Raw genomic sequence first — 19,530 nt, 5'->3', positions numbered from 1 at the left:
TACCTCCTCAGCTCGTGTTACCTTTACACCTTCTAATCCTGGTAAAACCATGTTAAAATGCACGTACACACAACTCCTATCCCCACTCTTGTTTCTCGTCAATTCAAGTGTACAGGTTATAGGAGCTTGTGTGTTTTTTTACGTGAATTTTTCTTATACCCCAACAAATATTGTAGAGCCATTAAAACGAAACCATAATAAAACCCCTCTTGGCAAGTTGCAAGAGGGGTTTCGAAAGCTACGATTAACGTGAGTAGAACTCGACGATAAGTGCTTCTGTGATTTCTGCAGGAAGTTCAGAACGCTCAGGGAAACGAGTGTACGCTCCTTCAAGCTTGTTATCATCAAATGTAAGGTACTCAGGTACGAAGTTGTTTACTTCCAACGCTTCCTTAACGATGTCAAGGTTACGGGATTTTTCACGTAAACCGATTACTTGGCCTGGAGCTACACGGTAAGATGGGATATCTACACGCTTACCATCAACAGTAACGTGTCCGTGTCCAACCAATTGACGAGCTTGGCGACGAGTACGCGCAAGTCCTAAACGGTAAACAAGGTTATCTAAACGAGATTCAAGAAGAATCATGAAGTTTTCACCGTGGATACCACTCATATTTCCTGCTTGATCGAACATACGACGGAATTGACGTTCGTTCACTCCATACATATGACGAAGCTTTTGCTTTTCTTGAAGTTGCAATCCGAATTCAGAGATCTTCTTACGCTGGTTTGGACCGTGTTGTCCTGGAGCGTACGGACGCTTTTCAAGTTCCTTTCCTGTTCCACTTAGGGAGATTCCCAAGCGACGGGATAATTTCCATTTTGGTCCTGTATAACGAGCCATTAATAGCTCCTCCTTCACTATTTTTTTGTTGTAAAAAAAACAGTGCCGGTGTGATCGTTCATGTGTCCATTATGTTTTCATACACCTTCACTTCGACAGCATGAAGCTACGTGATGCACCTTTGCAATTTGATTCAGCCGCAATTGCAAGGAACATAATGAGAGGGCTCACATGAATTCACATGGCTGTCTTAATTTACACAAAGAACAGTGTATAACGTTTGGGTGTAAAAGTCAAGGAGGACAATTTCTTTTAAATACTTTTCTGGAAAAACAAATACAAAAATAATTTAACACAAAATGACAATGATTGTGATACGATATGGACAGAAAGCGCTTACATATAGAGAAAGGAGTGTTCAAGAGTGAAGAAAGACAGCAAGTTCGAAACAAAAGTCATCCATTCAGGGTATTCGTCTGAGCAGCATCATGGAGCATTGGCACCTCCGATTTTCCCTACTTCCACATTCGTATTTCCGAATGCAGAATCCGGGGAGCAGAGGTTTGCGGGGCAACAAGAAGGTTATATCTATTCAAGACTCGGGAACCCGACGGTAAAAATGCTGGAAGAGCGTATTGCAATTTTAGAGGGTGGAGAGAAGGGACTGGCCTTTGGCTCTGGAATGGCTGCTGTGTCTGCAGTACTTATGGGATTGACGAAGTCAGATGACCATATCTTATGCTCTCAGGGTGTTTATGGGTGTACGTTCGGGCTCCTTCAAATGCTCAAAGAGAAGTATAATGTGGAACACGATCTGATTGCTATGTCAAACCCAGATGTGATCGAAGCCCACATCCAACCCAATACGAAAATCATATTCTTAGAGACCCCGATCAATCCGACAATGGCTCTTGTTGACCTAGAGATGGTCGGAAAGATTGCAGCTAAGTATCATATCAAGGTCGTCGTCGACAATACATTCTGCACCCCGTATTTGCAAAGACCGCTAGAACTTGGTTCCCATATCGTGATTCATAGTGCGACGAAATATATCGGTGGCCATGGTGATGTCGTAGCAGGTCTCGTTGTTAGTGATAGAGAAACAATCGATCTTATCGCAGCTACAACTCAAAAGGATATTGGGGGCATCATGTCACCTTTTGATGCATGGCTATTGTTGCGTGGGTTGAAAACACTACCTGTCCGAATGGACCGACATTGTGATAATGCGATGTATATTGCAAGGAAATTGAAGGAACATTCTGCTGTCGAATCCGTCTATTTTCCAGGAGATCCGGAATTTGTTGATTATCCAATAGCACAAAGACAAATGGTTCGTTCAAGCGGCTTGATTTCTTTTAAAATAAAAGGCAATAAAAAGGACGCACAGGATCTCATCAATTCGATGAAGCTATTGAAAATTGCAGTAAGCCTTGGTGACGCAGAAACGTTGATCCAGCATCCGGCTACGATGACCCATGCCGTCGTCCCGTACGAAGCGAGGGAGAGGATGGGTATTACTGATAACTTGATCCGACTGTCTGTTGGATTAGAAGCAAGAGAAGATATTTGGGAAGATCTCGAGCAAGCATTGCAAAGTCATATCAGAAAATCAGAAACCGTATAAAATGTATAAAAACGAGGTTGCCATCCGCGCAACCTCGTTTCTATATAAGATAATTCTTAATTTAAGGCTGTTTTTGCAAACACACTTGCACAAGGTGAGTTTTTAAAAATTGACTCAAAAGCAACCATCTTTTAGAAAAGAGCCTAGTTTAAAGATATTCTCTCAACGTTTGCACATATTGTTCAAGATGCTTTTTGTCAATTTCATCAAAACGCGATGTGACAGGACTATCAATATCGAGAACACCAATCACTTTTTCGTCTTTGACAATCGGTACGACGATTTCGGACCTAGAGGCTGCATCGCAGGCAATGTGTCCAGGGAATTGATGAACATCATCAACAAGCATCGTCTTGTTTTCTTTTACTGCAGTTCCACAAACTCCTCTTCCGAGAGGAATTCGGACACAGGCAGGTAGTCCCTGGAACGGTCCTAACACTAGCTCGTCATCATCCAAAAGATAGAACCCGACCCAATTGACTTCGTTAAGGAATTGATTTAATAGTGCTGAGGCATTTGCAAGGTTTGCGATTTGATTTGTTTCACCTTCCAATAATGCTTTCAATTGTTTGTTCAGTAATTCATAATTTTCTTCACGATTTCCCGCGTATGATTCGACGTGAAACACGAGCATTCCCTCACAATCCTAAGAAATTAGTCTTATCATATCAGAATTTGTTGAAACATTCACCTTATATGTCGAAGGATTTTCAAAGGATTTCTATAGTAAAAGAAGAAAGGTGTTAGTAATGATCGTATATTGAGGTGATTTGCCATGAAGAAGGCGTTATCCATCACCAAAGAAAAAGTCGCAGAATCAGCCGCAGCCCTTTTCAATAACAATGGTTATGCCGGGACTTCTGTTCGTGATATTGCCGAAAAAGCTGGAGTGAATGTCTCTCTCATCTCCTACTATTTTGGTGGAAAAATAGGGCTTCTTGAATTTTTGATGTCGTCATTCCTTGAAGGGTATCTTCATGTTTTACAAGATGCTTATGAAAGACTGGAAAAGGATTCTGCTCGGACATGTCTGATCCGATTGATTGAAGAGGTCATAAGTTACCAACAAGGCCGATCACAGGCTGCAAGGCTTGTTCATCGTGAAATCAGCATCGATACCACCCTCGTGCGTGAAATCATGACGACCTATCTCATGAAGGAAAAATTCTACTTGACTACGATCCTTGAACAAGGTGTGAAACAGAAGGAGTTCAAGCCGTGTTCGAAAAACATGGTGACGATGCAGTTGAGAAGCATGCTGTTCATGCCTTTTTTATACCCACAATATGTAAGGGAAATCTACCAATTCTCGGTGAACGATCGCTATTTTACATCCAAATATTCAAGTGCCCTACAAGATTGGGTGAATGATACGTTGTGTATCCAATATGATTCGGAATCGATTTCAGGAAAGGATAAAGAAAAATTAGCGAATTCAAGTATTGGAACAGGCTGAATTTGCTCCAATTTGATGAAGCAGCGTAAAATTAAAGCACCGCTTCAGCCTCCTAACCAGGCTGTGACAGCGGTGCTTCTTTCTGCAGTTTATCCAGGCCTTGTCCCAGTTCCCCAGCTTGATGTGCATCTGAGCCATAAACAAGAGGGATGTTTCTTTTCAAGGCTTCTGAAATAATCCAATCTGATGGATAAGGTTCCCGACATAAAGGTTTATTTACACCCGAACCATTATAGTCTAACTGAAATTTTCCTTCTGAAACCATATCGAGTGTTTCTAGGATTTCCTTCTTATTGATAGCATTGTTCGGATATTTCTTTCGAAACTTCATTACTAGACTGATATGTCCGATTCGTTTTGGTTTATATGCACCTAATTCGCTTTTAACTGATTTTTTTAACGTATCGTAATAGAGTGAATATAAATTATGGATTGATCCTGTTTCTTCTAGTAGCTTTTCATAAACATCCGGGCTGTAATCCATGCAATGGTATCCTTTTTTTGTTTTTAAGAAATGGACAGACAAGATCGAATCATCCAGGTAAGGACCATAATGGTCTAAAAATGATACGGTTTCTCTTTCGAACCCTTCGATGTAATCAATCTCTAGTCCGGTCTTAATACGAAGGTCATTTTTGTATTCCTTTTTAAGCTGAGAAAGATGTTCAATGTAATTTTCAAGATCATCAAGCTGCATACCGCTGTCTTGGTCCGGGGTAGGGTCACTGAACCCTGATGGCAACGGAGCATGTTCGGTGAAAGTCATACCCTTGTATCCAAGTTCAATTGCACGTTCGATGTACTGATTGAACGTATCTTTAGTGCCATGCGGGCAGTATGGTGTATGGATATGACCGTCAAAAATATTCATGTTCACCCTCCTGAATTGGTACTTTTGTAAGAAAAAAGCAATTTTTTATCAAATTTTCGAAAAAATGTAGTTATAAAAGTAGCATACATGGTATTATAGTAGTTACGATGAACGCCGAATCTGAGTGAAATTTGGCGAAAAATGAACAAATATGTCGATATTTATATAAGTCTAATATACATAATTGAAAAAGGGAAGAAAGGATGGTCCCTGTGATATATATTTTTATAGCACTGATCGTGTTAGTTTCAATATTCATAGCATTCGGTACATACACACGCAAGAAAATTTATGATCAAATCGATCACCTGGAAACACAAAAAGTCAATATCATGAATAAGCCTTTGTCTGATGAGATCGCGAAAGTGAAAGCATTGGAAATGATTGGGGAAACTGAAAAGAAATTCGAGGTTTGGCGTGAAGAATGGGACGACATCGTTACCGTCCAACTTCCTAGACTTGAAGAGAATCTATTCGATGCTGAAGATGCCGCGGATAAATATCGTTTCAAAAAGGCAAGAGGCATTCTGAGTGACACTAGGAAATCACTTTTCAGTATAGAAGAGAAGATAGATGAGATTTCATCTGAAATCAATGAATTCGTTGAAAGTGAAGAATTGAACCGAAAAGAGATCGGTGAGCTTAAAGAGAGTTATAAAGAATTAAGAAAGCATCTGCTCACCCATTACCGAGCACTTGGTCCATTGGTTGAGACCTTTGAAAAGCGTCTGGAGAACATTTCTGCAGATTTCACCAGTTATGATGAAGAGACTGAAAATGGAAACCACATTGCAGCACGTACCTACATCATTCAGCTTGATGAAAAGATCCGTCGCTTGCAATATGAATTAGAAGTCGTACCAGAGTTGTTGTATCAGTTGCAGTCTGAAATTCCTGAAACGATCAAACAGTTGAAAGACGGCCTGAAGGAAATGTCAGATCAGGGATTCCGTGTCGAGCAGCTGGGTGTTGAAAAAGAACTTGAAGTCATCGACTATGCTTATCAGATCGTCACGGAAAAAGTGAATGACGTCGATATTGAGGATGCTCAAGAAGAGATTGCTCAGATGAATAAGAAAATCGAAGAACTGTATGATCGTCTTGAAGCGGAAGTTCTAGCCAAGCAATATGTGATGACAGACGGCAAACAGGTACAAGCTGATGTCGAGGAACTTGGGACGGAAATCAACAAGATGAAAGAAGAGACGAACGTGGTTCGGTTAAGTTATCAGATCGAACAAGAAAACATCGATCTTCAAGAACGTCTGGAAACATCATTTGAGAAATTGGAAAAAAGAGTCGGAGCGATTTTTCATTCTGTTGATGAAAATAACCAGTCCTATACATCACTTAAAGAGATGCTCGAAAGTGTAACAAAACAACTTGAGGATCTTCGGGAAATGACAGAGATCTATCAAGAAAAGCTGCAAAATCTTCGTAAAGATGAATTGGAAGCTGTGGAAAAAATCCATGAATTCCGGAAAAAGCTGATTGATGCTAAAAAAGAAATCCATCGAAATAATTTACCAGGCTTGCCAGATCAGTATTATGCATCACTTAATGATGCTGAAACCAAATTACAAACTGTTTCAATGAAGCTGAATGATAAACCATTGCAAATGGCTGAAGTTCTCCATAGGTTGATTGAAGCCGAAGAAGCCATTGATGATGTACATGCTAAGACGTATAAACTGATTGATCGAGCGATTTGGGCAGAGAGGTTGATCCAACACGGAAACCGTTATCGCAGACAGTATGTAGCAGTTGCTGTAAAGCTTTCCGAGGCTGAACAATCGTTCCGTACCTATGATTATGAAGAGGCCATGGAACATGCAGCAGAAGCCCTGCATACAGTGGATCCTCAGATCATTAGAGATCTTGAAGAAAATTATCAACAAGAGTTTGAAAAAGTATATTGAGCAACGTAGGGACCTGAGTATCCGATGAAAATTGGAGACAGGTCCTCTTTTTACATTGCAAACTGACCAATTTGGACTAGTTGAAATTAGAGGACAACCGTTCCACTATTTGTGACAAAAAGGGTTGATTTAAAAAATAGAGGACAACTGTTCCGCTAATCGGGTGAATTGGACCTGATTTATCCAAGTTTTTGGCCAATAAGGTCTCTGGTGATCTCTAATTATCTAAAGGTGAGGGATTTGGGGGAAATAAGGTCTCTGAGGTCCTCTAATTTAATTCGTGAAAAATTTTGATAGCTTTCCTGACCCGCTTTGTTTATTTCTCACCAGGGTACCGCTTGATTTGTATCCAGCTGGAGTTTTACTTCTACAGGATTACTAGAGGTTAAAAAATAGAATCAGCCTCGAGGGCTGATTCTTTAAGCATTTCTCGGATTTGTATTTTGAGCTGCCTGCGATCTAATTCGTCCGATGATGTATCCGATTATCGCACCGATCAATGAAGGTGTGATCCAACCGACACCTTGCTCAAATAAAGGTAGATATACATTCAATACGTCGGTAATAGCTGTTATGTTCACGTTCAATTCATTCAATGAATCGAAAATACTGATAACCCCGGCACCGAGCAAACCACCAATATATACTTCGCGATAGCCGCCGAAATGTCGATGTAAGAAGGAGTAAACGACAAGTGCAATGGCAAGCGGATAGATTCCTATCAATACTGGTAAAGTCATGTTTATCAATTGTGTAAGTCCGACATTAGCGACAGCTGCACTAAACACACATAATATGCCGATAATCAATTTGTACGATACGTTCGGCATGACTCCATTGAAATACTCTCCACAAGCTGTCACCAGTCCAATTGATGTAGTTAGGCAGGCGAATGTGATCGCAACAGCTAGCAGGATGATTCCGAACTGACCGAATAACACATCTGCAGCTCCGGTAAGAATCGTTCCACCATTATCACTTGCACCGAGAACATTCCTGCTCGTTGCTCCGATATAAGCTAGAGACAGATAGACTAACGCAAGTCCACTGACAGCAATGATTCCTGCCTTCGTTGTTGCTTTTGCAATTTCTTTCTTATCAGAAACCCCTCTGGATTTTACAGCATTGATAACCACAATCCCGAAGACTAAAGCTGCAATCGCGTCCATCGTCAAATAGCCATTGATGAAACCATTGAATAACGGATTCGATGTATATTCACCTGATGGAGTTGAAATACTCCCAATAGGATTAACGATGCCTTTTATTACAATCAGTCCAATGACAACGATGAGTATCGGCGTTAAGATTTTACCGATTCGATCAACAAGTTTGGTCGGGTTCAAAGCAAACCAAAAAGTAATGCCGAAAAAGATGACTGTATAGATGAATAAAGGCATGCCGTTGGGATCGATTGTTTCAGGTAAGAAAGGAACAGCGCCTATTTCAAATGCGACTGTGCCTGTTCTCGGAATTCCGAAAAATGGGCCGATCGCTAAATAGATTAATGTAGAAAAGATAATTGCAAAAGATGGGTGCACGCGACCAGCCAGATCTCTTAATGTTCCGCCTGTCAGACCAATTGCCACAATTCCTAAAAGGGGCAGGCCGACACCTGTGATCAGAAAGCCCAAAATAGCCATCCATACGTTCGTTCCTGCAGTTTGACCAAGTAATGGTGGGAATATCATATTTCCAGCCCCAAGGAATAAAGCGAACATCATAAGTCCGATTGTAAATGTATCCTTAAAAGAAAGGGATTTTGTAGATTTCATGCTGTAAAACCTCCATGACAATTATCGACTGAAATCATTAAGTTTTCTAAAATCGGTTAAAGCTTAACACAATCTTTACGAAAAATAGATACTTTAGTAAAAAGTTGAAAGATTGTTTTGATTTGAAATATTTGTACATCTCTTATTTGCTAAAGAATATTTCATTTTGCTTTTGAAAATAGAATTGTGTGCTAGATAAGGAAAAGATTTTGTATTTAAAATTTTGTCAAATCATGTCGAACTATGATGGATAGATTCTCATGTTTGGAATCCAATATAGATATGATATTATTAAACGATGCAATGATATCATTTTTTTGGCTTATTCTAAGCCGACTATTAAAGGGGTAAAGGAAACCATGATTTATTTTGATAATAGTGCGACAACCAAACCTTATCCTGAAGCGATGAAGACGTATATGACTGTGGCTGAGAACTATTTCGCTAATCCTTCTTCGATTCATCGTTTAGGAGGCGAAGTGGAAAAGCTGATCAGTACAGCCCGAAATCAAATCGCAGGTCTTATTCGTGTCAATCCTGCAGAGATTGTATTTACTTCTGGAGGTACGGAAGCGAACAACCTGGCAATCAAAGGAATTGCACTTCGTCATCAGAAACGGGGTAAACATTTGATCACCACAGAAATTGAACATGCTTCCTGTTATGAATCATTCATGCAGCTTCAGCAGTTAGGGTTCGATGTCACTTTTTTACCAGTGGATCGAAAAGGTTGCGTTTCTGTTCAAGATCTGCGAAATGAAATCAGAGATGATACGATTCTCGTTTCTGTGATGCATGTAAACAATGAACTTGGAACAGTTCAACCTATAAAAGAAATCGGCAGGTTGTTGAAAGAGCATCCGAAGATCTTTTTCCATGTCGATCATGTTCAAGGGATAGGGAAAGTTCCTATTCAGTATGAACAATCTGGTATTGATTTATGTTCCTTTTCGAGCCACAAATTCCACGGACCAAAAGGTGTCGGGTTCCTATATGTGCGGAGCGGTGTGACCTTATCCCCACTTCTTCACGGAGGATCGCAGGAATTCAAACATCGAGCTGGAACAGAAAATATACCTGGAATCATCGCAATGGCAAAAGCGCTTCGGCTCACAATGGAAAAATCAAAATACGAAATGGACAACCTTGTTCGGTTAAAGAATTATATACGATTAGAGCTATCTGAAATAGAAGGTATATTCCTTAACACGCCAGAGGATTATAGTGCACCTCATATTATTAATTTTTCCGTACCGGGTATCAAGCCAGAGGTGTTGATCCATGCTTTAGAAGAAAGAGAAGTATTTGTCTCGACGAAATCTGCATGTTCTTCCAAATCGACTGAAGTTAGTAGAGTATTAGAAGCGACAGGACATGAAAGTGAACGGGCCAACAGTGCAATCCGTGTAAGTCTCAGTTTTGAAAATACACGTAACGAAGGAGAAAGGTTCATCCAAATCCTTCAAGAAGCCATTTATAACTTAAAGAAAGTAATGAGGGAATAATATGATTTACGACCACATCATAGTCAAATATGGAGAATTATCACTTAAAGGGAAAAATAGGCATCACTTTGTGAATCAATTAAGGGATACGATCAGAAGGAAATTGAAGCCATTTGAAAGTGTCAATGTAAAAAAAGCTTTCGATCGTATGATTATTGAACTGCATGGGGCTGATCACGAACCAATTGTGGAGAAATTACAAGATATATTCGGTATCCAAGGTTTGACTCTGGCTGTAAAGTGCGACCTTGAATTAGAGAATATCCAAAAAACAGCACTTGAGGCATTGAAACAAGCGGGCTCTTCTGTTAAGACCTTCAAAATTTCAACTAAAAGAAATTACAAGCAATACCCGCATGATTCACAGGAATTGAACCATCTTATCGGTGGATACGTTTTAAAGAATTCTGAGGATATTACAGTTGATGTCCATCATCCTGATATAGAAATCAAAGTGGAAATCAAACCCGAAGCGACTTATATCAGTGGCATCAACTATCCTGGTGCTGGAGGATTACCGATTGGCAGTAGCGGAAAAGTCATGTTGATGTTATCTGGTGGAATTGATAGTCCTGTTGCAGGATACTTGACGATGAAACGTGGAATCCGGGTTGAAATGGTCCACTTCCATAGTCCTCCATTCACGAGTGAGCGGGCAAGACAAAAGGTTGAGGATCTGACGCAAGTACTTACGAAATACGGTGGAACGATCAAGATGCATGTTGTGCCATTTACGAATGTGCAAAAAGCAATTAAAAAACAAATTCCTGATAACTATAGCATGACGATCATGCGGCGTTACATGCTTCGAATTACAGAAAAACTGGCTGCCCAAAATGATGCGTTGGCAATAGCAACAGGTGAAAGTTTAGGACAAGTAGCCAGTCAAACATTGTCGAGCATGAATACGATCAACGAGGTGACGAACCTTCCGATCATCCGACCTTTGATCACAATGGATAAAATTGAAATCATGGAAGTATCAAGGAAGATCGGCACGTATGATATCTCGATCCGTCCTTATGAGGATTGTTGTACTGTGTTCTTGCCATCTGCACCGAAAACGAAACCAAGACGAGAAAAAGCGAATCGGTTTGAGCAATATATGGAAATCGATGCACTTGTCGACGAAGCTGTAAACAATACGGAAACTGTACACTTTAAAGAGGTGACTGAAACCCGTGACAATGCGTTCGAAGACTTATTTTAACTTGTGATTTTCTTATCAAGATTTACCACTTAGAAGCGAGTATGAATTCGCCTTTGCCTCCGTAACCTATGGGTACAAAGGAGGTGAATATCATGGCTCGTCAATCAAACAAATTAGTAGTACCTGGAGCTCAACAAGCTCTTAACGCTATGAAGACTGAAATTGCTTCTGAATTCGGAGTACAACTTGGTCCTGACTCTTCAGCTCGCGCTAACGGATCTGTTGGTGGTGAAATCACTAAGCGTCTAGTTGCTATGGCTCAAGGTCAACAACCTCAAAAGTAACACACACCTTCTACAACATAATACTGATGGAAAACAGGTCAGCATCTGATGCTGGCCTTTCTTGTTGTTTTCCTTGAAGCGAGGTGAACAGAAAAACCTATGAAGTGAACAGAATATCTCGAAAAGTGAAAAGATTTCGTTCATACATTCCACTTGATCACACCAAAAATGAAAATATTCCAAAAATTATGTATAATAGAAGGTGAAATGAATACATAAGGAGGCGTCTGCTTTGAACAATCAAACCTTATTAGCTCCTCAACAGTACAATGCAGCTGAAGAAATGGAAAAGTATGCGAAAGACCCTTCGCGTGTCGCGATCAAATGGCTCAGCGAACAGGGTGCAGTAGATGAAATCACGTACAAAGATTTATTTGATCAAGCAAATGACCTTGCAAAAGCCTTACTTAGCTTAGGGTTAAACAAAGGTGACCGTGTTCTCGTCATGATGCCGCGTCTGATTGATACGTATAAAGTTTACCTGGCGATTTTGAAAGCAGGTCTTGTTGTCATCCCTTGTTCCGAGATGCTCCGACCGAAAGATTTAAGCTATCGAATCAATCATGGTGAAGTGAAAGCGGTCATAGCTTATGAACCATTGACTTCACTTATTGATGACATTGTTGATCCTGTTGAAAGTTTGGAATATAAAATTACGGTTGGAGGAAAAGCTGAAGGATGGTCTACGATTGAAGAAGTGACAGGATCCTTTGACCCATCAACCGAACTTCCGACTACGAACAGTGATGACATGGCATTCCTCTCTTATACCTCTGGAACGACAGGCCATCCTAAGGGCGTCGTTCACACACATGGATGGGCCTATGCTCATATCCGGACTGCTGCAACGTCGTGGCTGAACATTAAAGAAAATGATATCGTTTGGGCTACCGCTGGACCAGGATGGCAAAAGTGGATTTGGAGTCCATTCGTATCTGTCCTAGGTACAGGAGCAACTGGATTTGTCTATAATGGAAAATTCGATCCGAACACATATTTAGATCTATTGGAGAAAAATCAAATCAATGTGCTTTGTTGCACACCAACGGAATATAGATTGATGGCAAAAGTAGATAATTTGAAGGAGTATGACCTTTCAAGCTTACAAAGTGCTGTTTCTGCCGGAGAACCGTTAAACCGGGAAGTCATCGATATTTTCCGTAACTACTTCAACGTGACCGTACGAGATGGATACGGACAGACAGAAAACACACTGCTTGTAGGTATTGTTGAAGGGATGGAAGTCCGCCCAGGATCAATGGGTAAACCTACACCTGGCAACCATGTCGAAATCATCAACGAGGAAGGGCAACCCGCCCAGGTCGGCGAGGTTGGAGATATTGCCGTTCATCGCGATGTGCCTGCACTATTCAAGGAATATTATAAAGATCAAGAACGGACAAAAATGGCATTCCGAGGGGATTATTATCTTACGGGAGACAAAGCGAAGAAGGATGAAGATGGGTACTTTTGGTTCGAGGGTAGAGGCGATGACATCATCATCAGTTCTGGGTATACAATTGGACCGTTTGAAGTCGAAGACGCACTCGTCAAACATCCGTCGGTTAAAGAATGCGCTGTAGTAGGAAGCCCAGATGAGGTTCGCGGGCATGTCGTCAAAGCCTTTATCGTGTTGAAAAATCCATCAGAAGCTTCAGCTGGTGAATTGATACCAGCTCTACAGGATCACGTTAAAAAGCTGACAGCACCTTATAAGTATCCGCGGTTGATCGAATTTGTGGATGAACTTCCGAAGACTACTTCTGGTAAAATTCGACGGATCGAATTGAGGATGAAAGAAAACAAAACAACAGTAAATTAGAACAACGAAGGACCGCATTAGCCGGTCCTTTGTTATGTACACAAATTGCCGTGTCAATAGTAATAATATATACGTGGGAAACACAATTTGGACTAAGGCTCAGCCTGTACTTAAGGATTGGCATTGCCAAGTCTTCGTTATTTGTGGATTTACAATCGAATCTTAGGTATGCTGGTACAAATAGGGATAGTAATTGAGGTGTGATTATGAAAACGTTATGGACAAATGGCACCATCTATACAATGGAACATGAATTCGATAAAGTCGAAGCTGTTTTAGTTGAAGACGATACAATTATCGACTGCGGTGACCGTTTACGCATTGAAAAGAATCATCAAATTGATCATATAGAGGATTTAGAAGGGGCAGTCATGTATCCGGGGTTTGTCGATAGTCATCTACATATGATCGGGCATGGAGAAAAACTGTTGCGATTGGATCTTTCGGAAGTGATGTCTGCTGAAGAAATGAAGACGACCTTGAAAGAGAAGATCTATTCTACTTCTGTCGGTGATTGGATTATTGGCGAAGGATGGAACGAAAACAACTTCATGGATCGAAAGATTTTTCATCGCTTCGAACTTGATGAAATTGCTCCACATCATCCGATGATACTGACCCGGATCTGCCGGCATGCTCTGCTTGCCAACTCTAAGGCTTTGGAGCTTGCAGGAATAACAAAAGATACAGAGGATCCGCCAGGAGGAGTCATTGTACGGGATACAAATGGTGAACCTACCGGATATCTGTTGGATAAAGCTCAAGAATTAGTAAAGGATGCCCTGCCGAAAGTGACCGAGGAATATCTTCATCGTGCGTTGACTACGTCTGTACAGGATCTTACGAGTCTAGGGCTTGTCGGCGGACACAGTGAGGATCTCAATTATTATGGGGGATTCAAACGGACGTACGATACTTTTTTGAAAGTCATCAATCCGGATCAACTTCAGTTCAAAGCAAATCTTTTGGTTCATCATGAAGTTGTTGCAGACATGCATGAGGAAGGATTGAAGTTTGGTGTATCGAACGGATTTGTCGAGCTCGGTGCGATGAAGATTTTTGCTGATGGTGCTTTAGGTGGCAGGACAGCCTATTTAAGTAAACCTTATAATGATATGCCTGAAACGTATGGGGTAGCAATCCATTCATTGACAGACCTTAAAGAACTCGTTAAAAAGGCGCGTCATTATCAAATGCCAGTCGCAATCCATACAATCGGAGACCTTGCGTTGGAATTTGCTCTTTATGCCGTTGAAGAGATCCCACCTCCTGCAGGTTTAAGGGACCGTTTCGTCCACGGACAGGTTGTACGGCCAGACCTGCTCGAGCGTTTGAAAAAGGTTCCTGTAATTATTGATATACAGCCACATTTCGTCGCATCCGATTTCCCTTGGGTTATTGAACGTCTTGGGGAAGGTAGGATGAAATACAGTTTTGCATGGAAAACGTTATTAAAAGAAGGAATTGCATGTGCTGCTGGTTCCGATGCACCAATCGAAACTGCAGATCCCCTACTGACGATCTATGCTGCTGTCTTGCGTAAAAAGCATGGTGATAAACATGAGGGGTTTTATCCGGACCAAAAATTATCAGTATATGAAGCGGTCGAATTATATACGAAAGGTAGCGCATATGCTATTGGGAAAGAAAATGAAGCAGGTATGATCAAAAAAGGGTTCTGTGCAGATTTCACAATTTTGACTGAAGACTTGTTCCATATTGATCCAGAAGCGATTCCGAATGTCAAAGTAGCGAAAACTGTGGTTAACAATACTATTGTTTATCACGGATAAAAAAAACTCCCCTCGCAGGGAGTTTTTTTACGGGGCTTATAAGAAACTACGCTTCACCTTATGCCAGAATGAATTATCCTTCAGCTTTACAGTCTTGATCCTTTTATCAGAAAGGCAAATGTTGATGGATCCAGGCTCTCGTATACTAAGGGCTTCGTTATCCATCGCTATGATCGGGAAGTTGTTTCCTTCGTTTACTAGCCGGATGTTGAGTGATCTTGTATCACTTAAAATGAAAGAACTCCCAAGGGTACGATAATGGTTATTGTTGATCGACGCTACTTCACTGATTTGCATACATGGAAGTTTCGGGTCAACGATCGCCCCGTCTAATGACTTGTTGTATGCGGTACTTCCAGTCGGAGTCGAGATGATCATCCCATCTCCTTTAAACCGTTCAAAAAATAAATCATCGATATACAAATCGAGTGACAGAGTTTTAATGATGCCCGATCGAATCGAACATTCATTCAAGCAATAAAATGAAGCATCGTTTTCCATGTCAACTTTTATGGTCGGATATCTACGGACCTCTACCTGTTCATTCAACATGGCATCTATCATTCCTGAAAGGTCTTCGATGTCGAAGTCACAATAAAATCCTAATTGTCCGGTGCTCACACCGACATACAGAGCATCTTCGCGAAATCCAGTTTGCCTGACGGCTTGAAGGAAGGTGCCATCCCCCCCGATACTAGCGATGATGTTAGCATGGTCGGCTTGCTCCACCAATGTAAATCCATTATCAATGGCGAGGTTCTTCAATCGGATGACCTGTTCTTCAAACTGGCTGTCTTTCTTATAGAAAAAATGGATATTCTTACGTTCTGACATCATAAACCTCCTATGATTTCCAGTAATATCTAATGTTACCCGATTCTTATCATTAAAAATTAGACATGCTAGTTTTATCTTCGTTTTTTAAAAAGTTTTTGTCAAATTATCATCATACAAATTGAAAATATGATATTCTAACAAAGATTGGTCAATCTTACCAATGTAATAATGCTAGGAGGCTTCTTATGAGCGGAAAACGTTGGGCAGCACTTGGAATTGCAGCAGTACTTTTCATAGGATCCATCATCATGAATGTATTATCATCCGCTGCATCTGATAACTTTACGAATTTACAAGGCGGAGGATTTTTAGAAGATGATCCATTTGTCGAAAAGGTCGTGGAGAAAGGGAGCGATAAACGGAATATTGTCCTCTTGAACGTCGAGGGTGTCATTCAAGACACTGGTGATGCGACATCATTATTCCAATCTCCAGGCTATAATCACCAGAGGTTTCTTGATATGCTCGAGCATGCAGGTGAGGACAAAAATGTAGAAGGAATCATAATTCGGGTGAATAGCCCAGGCGGCGGAGTGGTCGAAAGCGCAGAGATCCATGATGCGATCACTACTATACAAAAGGAACATAAAAAACCGGTTTACATATCGATGGGTAATATGGCTGCGTCAGGGGGCTACTACATTTCTGCACCTGCGGATAAAATATTTGCCCATTCCTCAACATTGACAGGTTCACTAGGTGTCATCATTCAGTCGATGAATTATGGAGAATTGGCTGATAAACTAGGGGTGAAATGGGAGACGATCAAGAGCGGTACTCATAAAGATATCCTATCCCCTACACGTGAAATGACAGATGAGGAAAGGAAAATCTTACAATCCATCGTTGATAATTCCTACAATCAATTTGTAGATGTTATCGCTACTGGCCGTGGGCTTTCAGAAAATAACGTGAGAGAATTGGCAGACGGCAGGGTATATGATGGGCAACAAGCAAAAGAAGCAGATCTTGTCGATGAACTTGGTGATCAGGAGGATACGATCAAAGCAATGAAAAAAGATCTCGGGAATTCCCATTTGAATGTCATCAAGTATGAAAATCGCCTTGGTTGGAATTCTTTCCTGGACATGACCGCGCAAAAATTGTTCCAGCCTAATGGAGATCTGTTAGGGATACAAGAATTGATGAGTCAAACGAATACACCGCAAATCAAATATCTATATACGGAATAGGAGGGATTGGATTGGAGCAAACATTATCAGGTGAAGGACATCCCCCAGAACCCTCTCAGACCTTGAACTATGGAAATACAAACAGGGTATATGCTGGATTTTGGATCCGGTTCTGGGCGTACCTCTTAGACTTGCTCGTCATTTGGAGTCTGAACAGTCTGATCGTTAAGCCGATATGGGTATTACGTGATTTGCCTTTATCTGATGGAGGGATGTTTTCATTAAAGACAGTAATAGCTGCAATCATTTTCTACAGCTATTTTGTATTGATGACTCGTTTCTTCGGTCAGACATTAGGAAAAATGCTTTTTGCAATAAAAGTAGTTCCAAAAGATATGGATGAAAATATACCATGGACCACCCTGCTTTTTCGGGAAGTGATTGGCCGGTTCATCAGTAAAACCATCTTCTTGATCGGGTATATCATCGCTGCTTTTACAAATGAAAAACAATCGTTGCATGATATATTTGCAGATACGAGAGTCGTCCACACTCGAAAATAGGTATTGTTAGAGACCTGTCAGTACATAATGCTGATAGGTCTATTTTTTTATAAAGTCAAATTAACAAGAGAAACAGTATGTCCAGAGACTTCGGGGTGATCCTCATGTGGTATTGGATTATAGGAATCATACTCGTTATCAGTTTGATGATAGGTATCCTTATGATCAGCCGGGTACGGGTAACCATCAAATATGTCCATCAAGGAAACGATGATACGTGTTTCATACATGCCCACTTTTTAAAAGGGTTATTCGATTATTCTTGGGAAATACCATTGAATGATATAGACCTCGAAGGTGATGGACTTATGCACATGGAATACGATACTGAATCAGAAATCGGCAATAAAAAACTTCACGATACGAAAGAAATGACATTTGAGGCTGAGTCCTTAATTGCACGAGTACAAGAAACAAAAGCGCTTATGGATTCTGTCTATCAACTTGGAAGCATCGTCCGTAAATTCTTAAAAAAAGTAACGATTGAAGAATATCAATGGGTCAGTACAATTGGTACCGGGGATGCTGCTTCAACTGGAATTTTTGCCGGATTGTTGTGGACGATCAAGGGTAGTGTGGCAGGCTTTCTAAGCTTTGCAACGCGAATGGAAAAACCACCTGTCCTTGAGGTTACGCCTTCTTTTCAAGCCCCTATTGTGCAAACAAATTTATTATGTATGTTTTCTTTTCAAATCGGGCAAGCTATGCTCGCAGCATATCTGATCGTAAAAAATTGGAAGGGAAGGAAACAGCATGTCAGAACATCCAATTCAGGGCTTGATGCAAACAGCAATGGAAAATATTAAAGAAATGATTGATGTGAATACAATTATCGGTGATCCAGTAGAAACACCGGACGGAAGTGTGATTCTAACAGTTTCAAAGGTTGGTTTTGGATTTGCTGCTGGAGGAAGCCAGTTCAGTGCTTTAGGCAATTCAGGTCAATCAAGACGAGAGTCTTCAGAGGGAGAATCTCATCCTTTTGGCGGTGGAAGCGGAGGCGGTGTTTCAATCACGCCAATCGCGTTTCTGATTGTGAATTCTTCTGGAGTGAAGACCATCCATCTCGATAATAGTACACATTTGTACGAACGGCTTCTTGACTTAGCGCCTCAAGTAGTAGATCGAGTTCAAAGGATGATGAACAATAGTGGCTTTCAGATGAAATCTGATTCGAATAAAAATCAATCCAACAATAATAATCAGTCACAGCATCAGAATGAAAGACGCCAAAAGCAAGATTTAGATTTTTAAATGATATAGATGAAGGGCAGCTTAAAACCAGAGCAGCCCTTTTTTAAATCTTAGGTGTATTGTACTCGAAAAAATGATTCAGGACTACATATTACTTGAAACAAATTTTCAGAAAGTTTACCATTAACGTGTTAGAATACCTTTTAAAATAGGAGTTGTTAATGATGGCTAATGTAACATTCAAACAAAATCCAGTAACGCTATTAGGGAATGAAGTGAAAGTAGGGGACGCAGCTCCTGACTTCAAAGTGTTGGCAAACGACATGTCTCCTGTAACATTGGATGATACAAAAGGTTCTGTAAGATTGATCAGTGTCGTTCCATCTGTCGACACGGGTGTATGTGATCAGCAGACGCGCCGATTCAACGAAGAAGCGGCAAAGCTTGATAATGTAAAAGTATTGACTGTAAGTGTTGACCTACCGATGGCTCAAAAGAGATGGTGTGCTGCTGCTGGTGTAGAAAACCTTCAAACACTCTCCGATCACCGTGACCTCTCATTCGGTAAAGCTTATGGAGTAGCAATTGAAGAACTACGTCTATTGACTCGTGCTGTATTTGTGATCGACTCAGATGATAAAGTGACCTATGTTGAGTATGTTAGTGAAGCGACGGATCATCCGGATTATGAGGCGGCGATTGAGGCTGCCAAGTCTGCCCAGTAAACTAGAATTTCAACAATAATAGTAAACAA

18 protein-coding genes are annotated in these 19,530 nt (G+C 40.7%); 13 read left to right on the top strand and 5 right to left on the bottom strand.

From position 1 onward, the window contains the following. Positions 1–244: 244 nt before the first annotated feature. Complete coding sequence (rpsD, locus tag N8M93_RS15470) at positions 245–847, bottom strand: 30S ribosomal protein S4 (RefSeq protein WP_261133306.1); 603 nt, start codon at positions 845–847, stop codon at positions 245–247. Between the two features lie 364 nt (positions 848–1,211). Between rpsD and megL the strand changes: the two genes are divergently transcribed. Then, positions 1,212–2,414: a methionine gamma-lyase gene (gene megL / locus N8M93_RS15465; protein WP_261133304.1), complete on the top strand. Its 1,203-nt coding sequence runs from the start codon at positions 1,212–1,214 to the stop codon at positions 2,412–2,414. A gap of 148 nt (positions 2,415–2,562) precedes the next feature. Here megL and N8M93_RS15460 read toward each other — a convergent pair whose 3' ends face one another. Then, positions 2,563–3,042 (bottom strand): GAF domain-containing protein, encoded by a 480-nt coding sequence (locus tag N8M93_RS15460; protein ID WP_314728293.1) that lies wholly within the window; start codon positions 3,040–3,042, stop codon positions 2,563–2,565. Positions 3,043–3,189: 147 nt separating this feature from the next. Between N8M93_RS15460 and refZ the strand changes: the two genes are divergently transcribed. After that, positions 3,190–3,870 carry a forespore capture DNA-binding protein RefZ gene (refZ, locus tag N8M93_RS15455; protein WP_261133300.1) on the top strand — a complete coding sequence of 227 codons (681 nt, stop codon included), beginning with the start codon at positions 3,190–3,192 and terminating at the stop codon, positions 3,868–3,870. Between the two features lie 52 nt (positions 3,871–3,922). Here refZ and hisJ read toward each other — a convergent pair whose 3' ends face one another. Continuing rightward, the gene (gene hisJ, locus N8M93_RS15450; protein WP_261133298.1) at positions 3,923–4,741 is read right to left on the bottom strand and encodes a histidinol-phosphatase HisJ; all 819 of its coding nucleotides are present in this window, start codon (positions 4,739–4,741) and stop codon (positions 3,923–3,925) included. 212 nt (positions 4,742–4,953) lie between these two features. Between hisJ and ezrA the strand changes: the two genes are divergently transcribed. Next, on the top strand, positions 4,954–6,660 hold the full coding sequence (gene ezrA / locus N8M93_RS15445) for a septation ring formation regulator EzrA (protein WP_261133296.1): 1,707 nt from the start codon (positions 4,954–4,956) through the stop codon (positions 6,658–6,660). 419 nt (positions 6,661–7,079) lie between these two features. On the opposite strand, the gene brnQ is transcribed toward ezrA, so the two are convergent. Continuing rightward, positions 7,080–8,435, bottom strand: coding sequence for a branched-chain amino acid transport system II carrier protein (gene brnQ, locus N8M93_RS15440; RefSeq protein ID WP_261133294.1), 1,356 nt, complete (start codon positions 8,433–8,435; stop codon positions 7,080–7,082). 359 nt (positions 8,436–8,794) lie between these two features. On the opposite strand from brnQ, the gene N8M93_RS15435 reads away from it, so the two are divergent. The 5 genes from N8M93_RS15435 (at position 8,795) to N8M93_RS15415 (ending at position 15,049) form a co-directional block, all read left to right on the top strand. Then, positions 8,795–9,940: a cysteine desulfurase family protein gene (locus N8M93_RS15435; RefSeq protein ID WP_261133293.1), complete on the top strand. Its 1,146-nt coding sequence runs from the start codon at positions 8,795–8,797 to the stop codon at positions 9,938–9,940. Position 9,941: 1 nt separating this feature from the next. Further along, positions 9,942–11,150, top strand: coding sequence for a tRNA uracil 4-sulfurtransferase ThiI (gene thiI, locus N8M93_RS15430; RefSeq protein ID WP_261133291.1), 1,209 nt, complete (start codon positions 9,942–9,944; stop codon positions 11,148–11,150). 92 nt (positions 11,151–11,242) lie between these two features. Further along, on the top strand, positions 11,243–11,434 hold the full coding sequence (locus tag N8M93_RS15425) for an alpha/beta-type small acid-soluble spore protein (RefSeq protein WP_221566401.1): 192 nt from the start codon (positions 11,243–11,245) through the stop codon (positions 11,432–11,434). 232 nt (positions 11,435–11,666) lie between these two features. Next, complete coding sequence (gene mbcS / locus N8M93_RS15420; protein ID WP_261133287.1) at positions 11,667–13,256, top strand: acyl-CoA synthetase MbcS; 1,590 nt, start codon at positions 11,667–11,669, stop codon at positions 13,254–13,256. 206 nt (positions 13,257–13,462) lie between these two features. Further along, complete coding sequence (locus tag N8M93_RS15415; RefSeq protein WP_261133285.1) at positions 13,463–15,049, top strand: amidohydrolase; 1,587 nt, start codon at positions 13,463–13,465, stop codon at positions 15,047–15,049. A 36-nt stretch (positions 15,050–15,085) separates the two neighbouring features. Here N8M93_RS15415 and N8M93_RS15410 read toward each other — a convergent pair whose 3' ends face one another. Beyond that, positions 15,086–15,883: an NAD kinase gene (locus N8M93_RS15410; RefSeq protein ID WP_261133283.1), complete on the bottom strand. Its 798-nt coding sequence runs from the start codon at positions 15,881–15,883 to the stop codon at positions 15,086–15,088. Between the two features lie 188 nt (positions 15,884–16,071). Between N8M93_RS15410 and sppA the strand changes: the two genes are divergently transcribed. The 5 genes from sppA to tpx all read left to right on the top strand — a co-directional run bounded on the left by sppA (position 16,072) and on the right by tpx (position 19,501). Continuing rightward, positions 16,072–17,079, top strand: coding sequence for a signal peptide peptidase SppA (gene sppA / locus N8M93_RS15405; RefSeq protein WP_261133281.1), 1,008 nt, complete (start codon positions 16,072–16,074; stop codon positions 17,077–17,079). Positions 17,080–17,090: 11 nt separating this feature from the next. Beyond that, positions 17,091–17,582, top strand: a complete 492-nt coding sequence (locus N8M93_RS15400) for an RDD family protein (RefSeq protein ID WP_261133279.1) — start codon at positions 17,091–17,093, stop codon at positions 17,580–17,582. Between the two features lie 104 nt (positions 17,583–17,686). Then, on the top strand, positions 17,687–18,388 hold the full coding sequence (locus N8M93_RS15395) for a DUF2953 domain-containing protein (protein ID WP_261133277.1): 702 nt from the start codon (positions 17,687–17,689) through the stop codon (positions 18,386–18,388). Beyond that, a complete protein-coding gene (gene ytfJ / locus N8M93_RS15390; protein WP_261133275.1) occupies positions 18,336–18,836 on the top strand; it encodes a GerW family sporulation protein in 501 nt (166 codons plus the stop codon). The genes N8M93_RS15395 and ytfJ overlap by 53 nt, the downstream gene beginning before the upstream one ends. A 164-nt stretch (positions 18,837–19,000) precedes the next feature. Then, positions 19,001–19,501 (top strand): thiol peroxidase, encoded by a 501-nt coding sequence (gene tpx / locus N8M93_RS15385; RefSeq protein WP_261133273.1) that lies wholly within the window; start codon positions 19,001–19,003, stop codon positions 19,499–19,501. Positions 19,502–19,530: the final 29 nt, after the last annotated feature.

It is taken from the genome of Bacillus sp. Marseille-Q3570 (genome assembly GCF_946151055.1).
Taxonomy (GTDB): domain Bacteria; phylum Bacillota; class Bacilli; order Bacillales; family Fictibacillaceae; genus Pseudalkalibacillus.
This window is presented reverse-complemented; position numbering and strand designations above follow the sequence as displayed.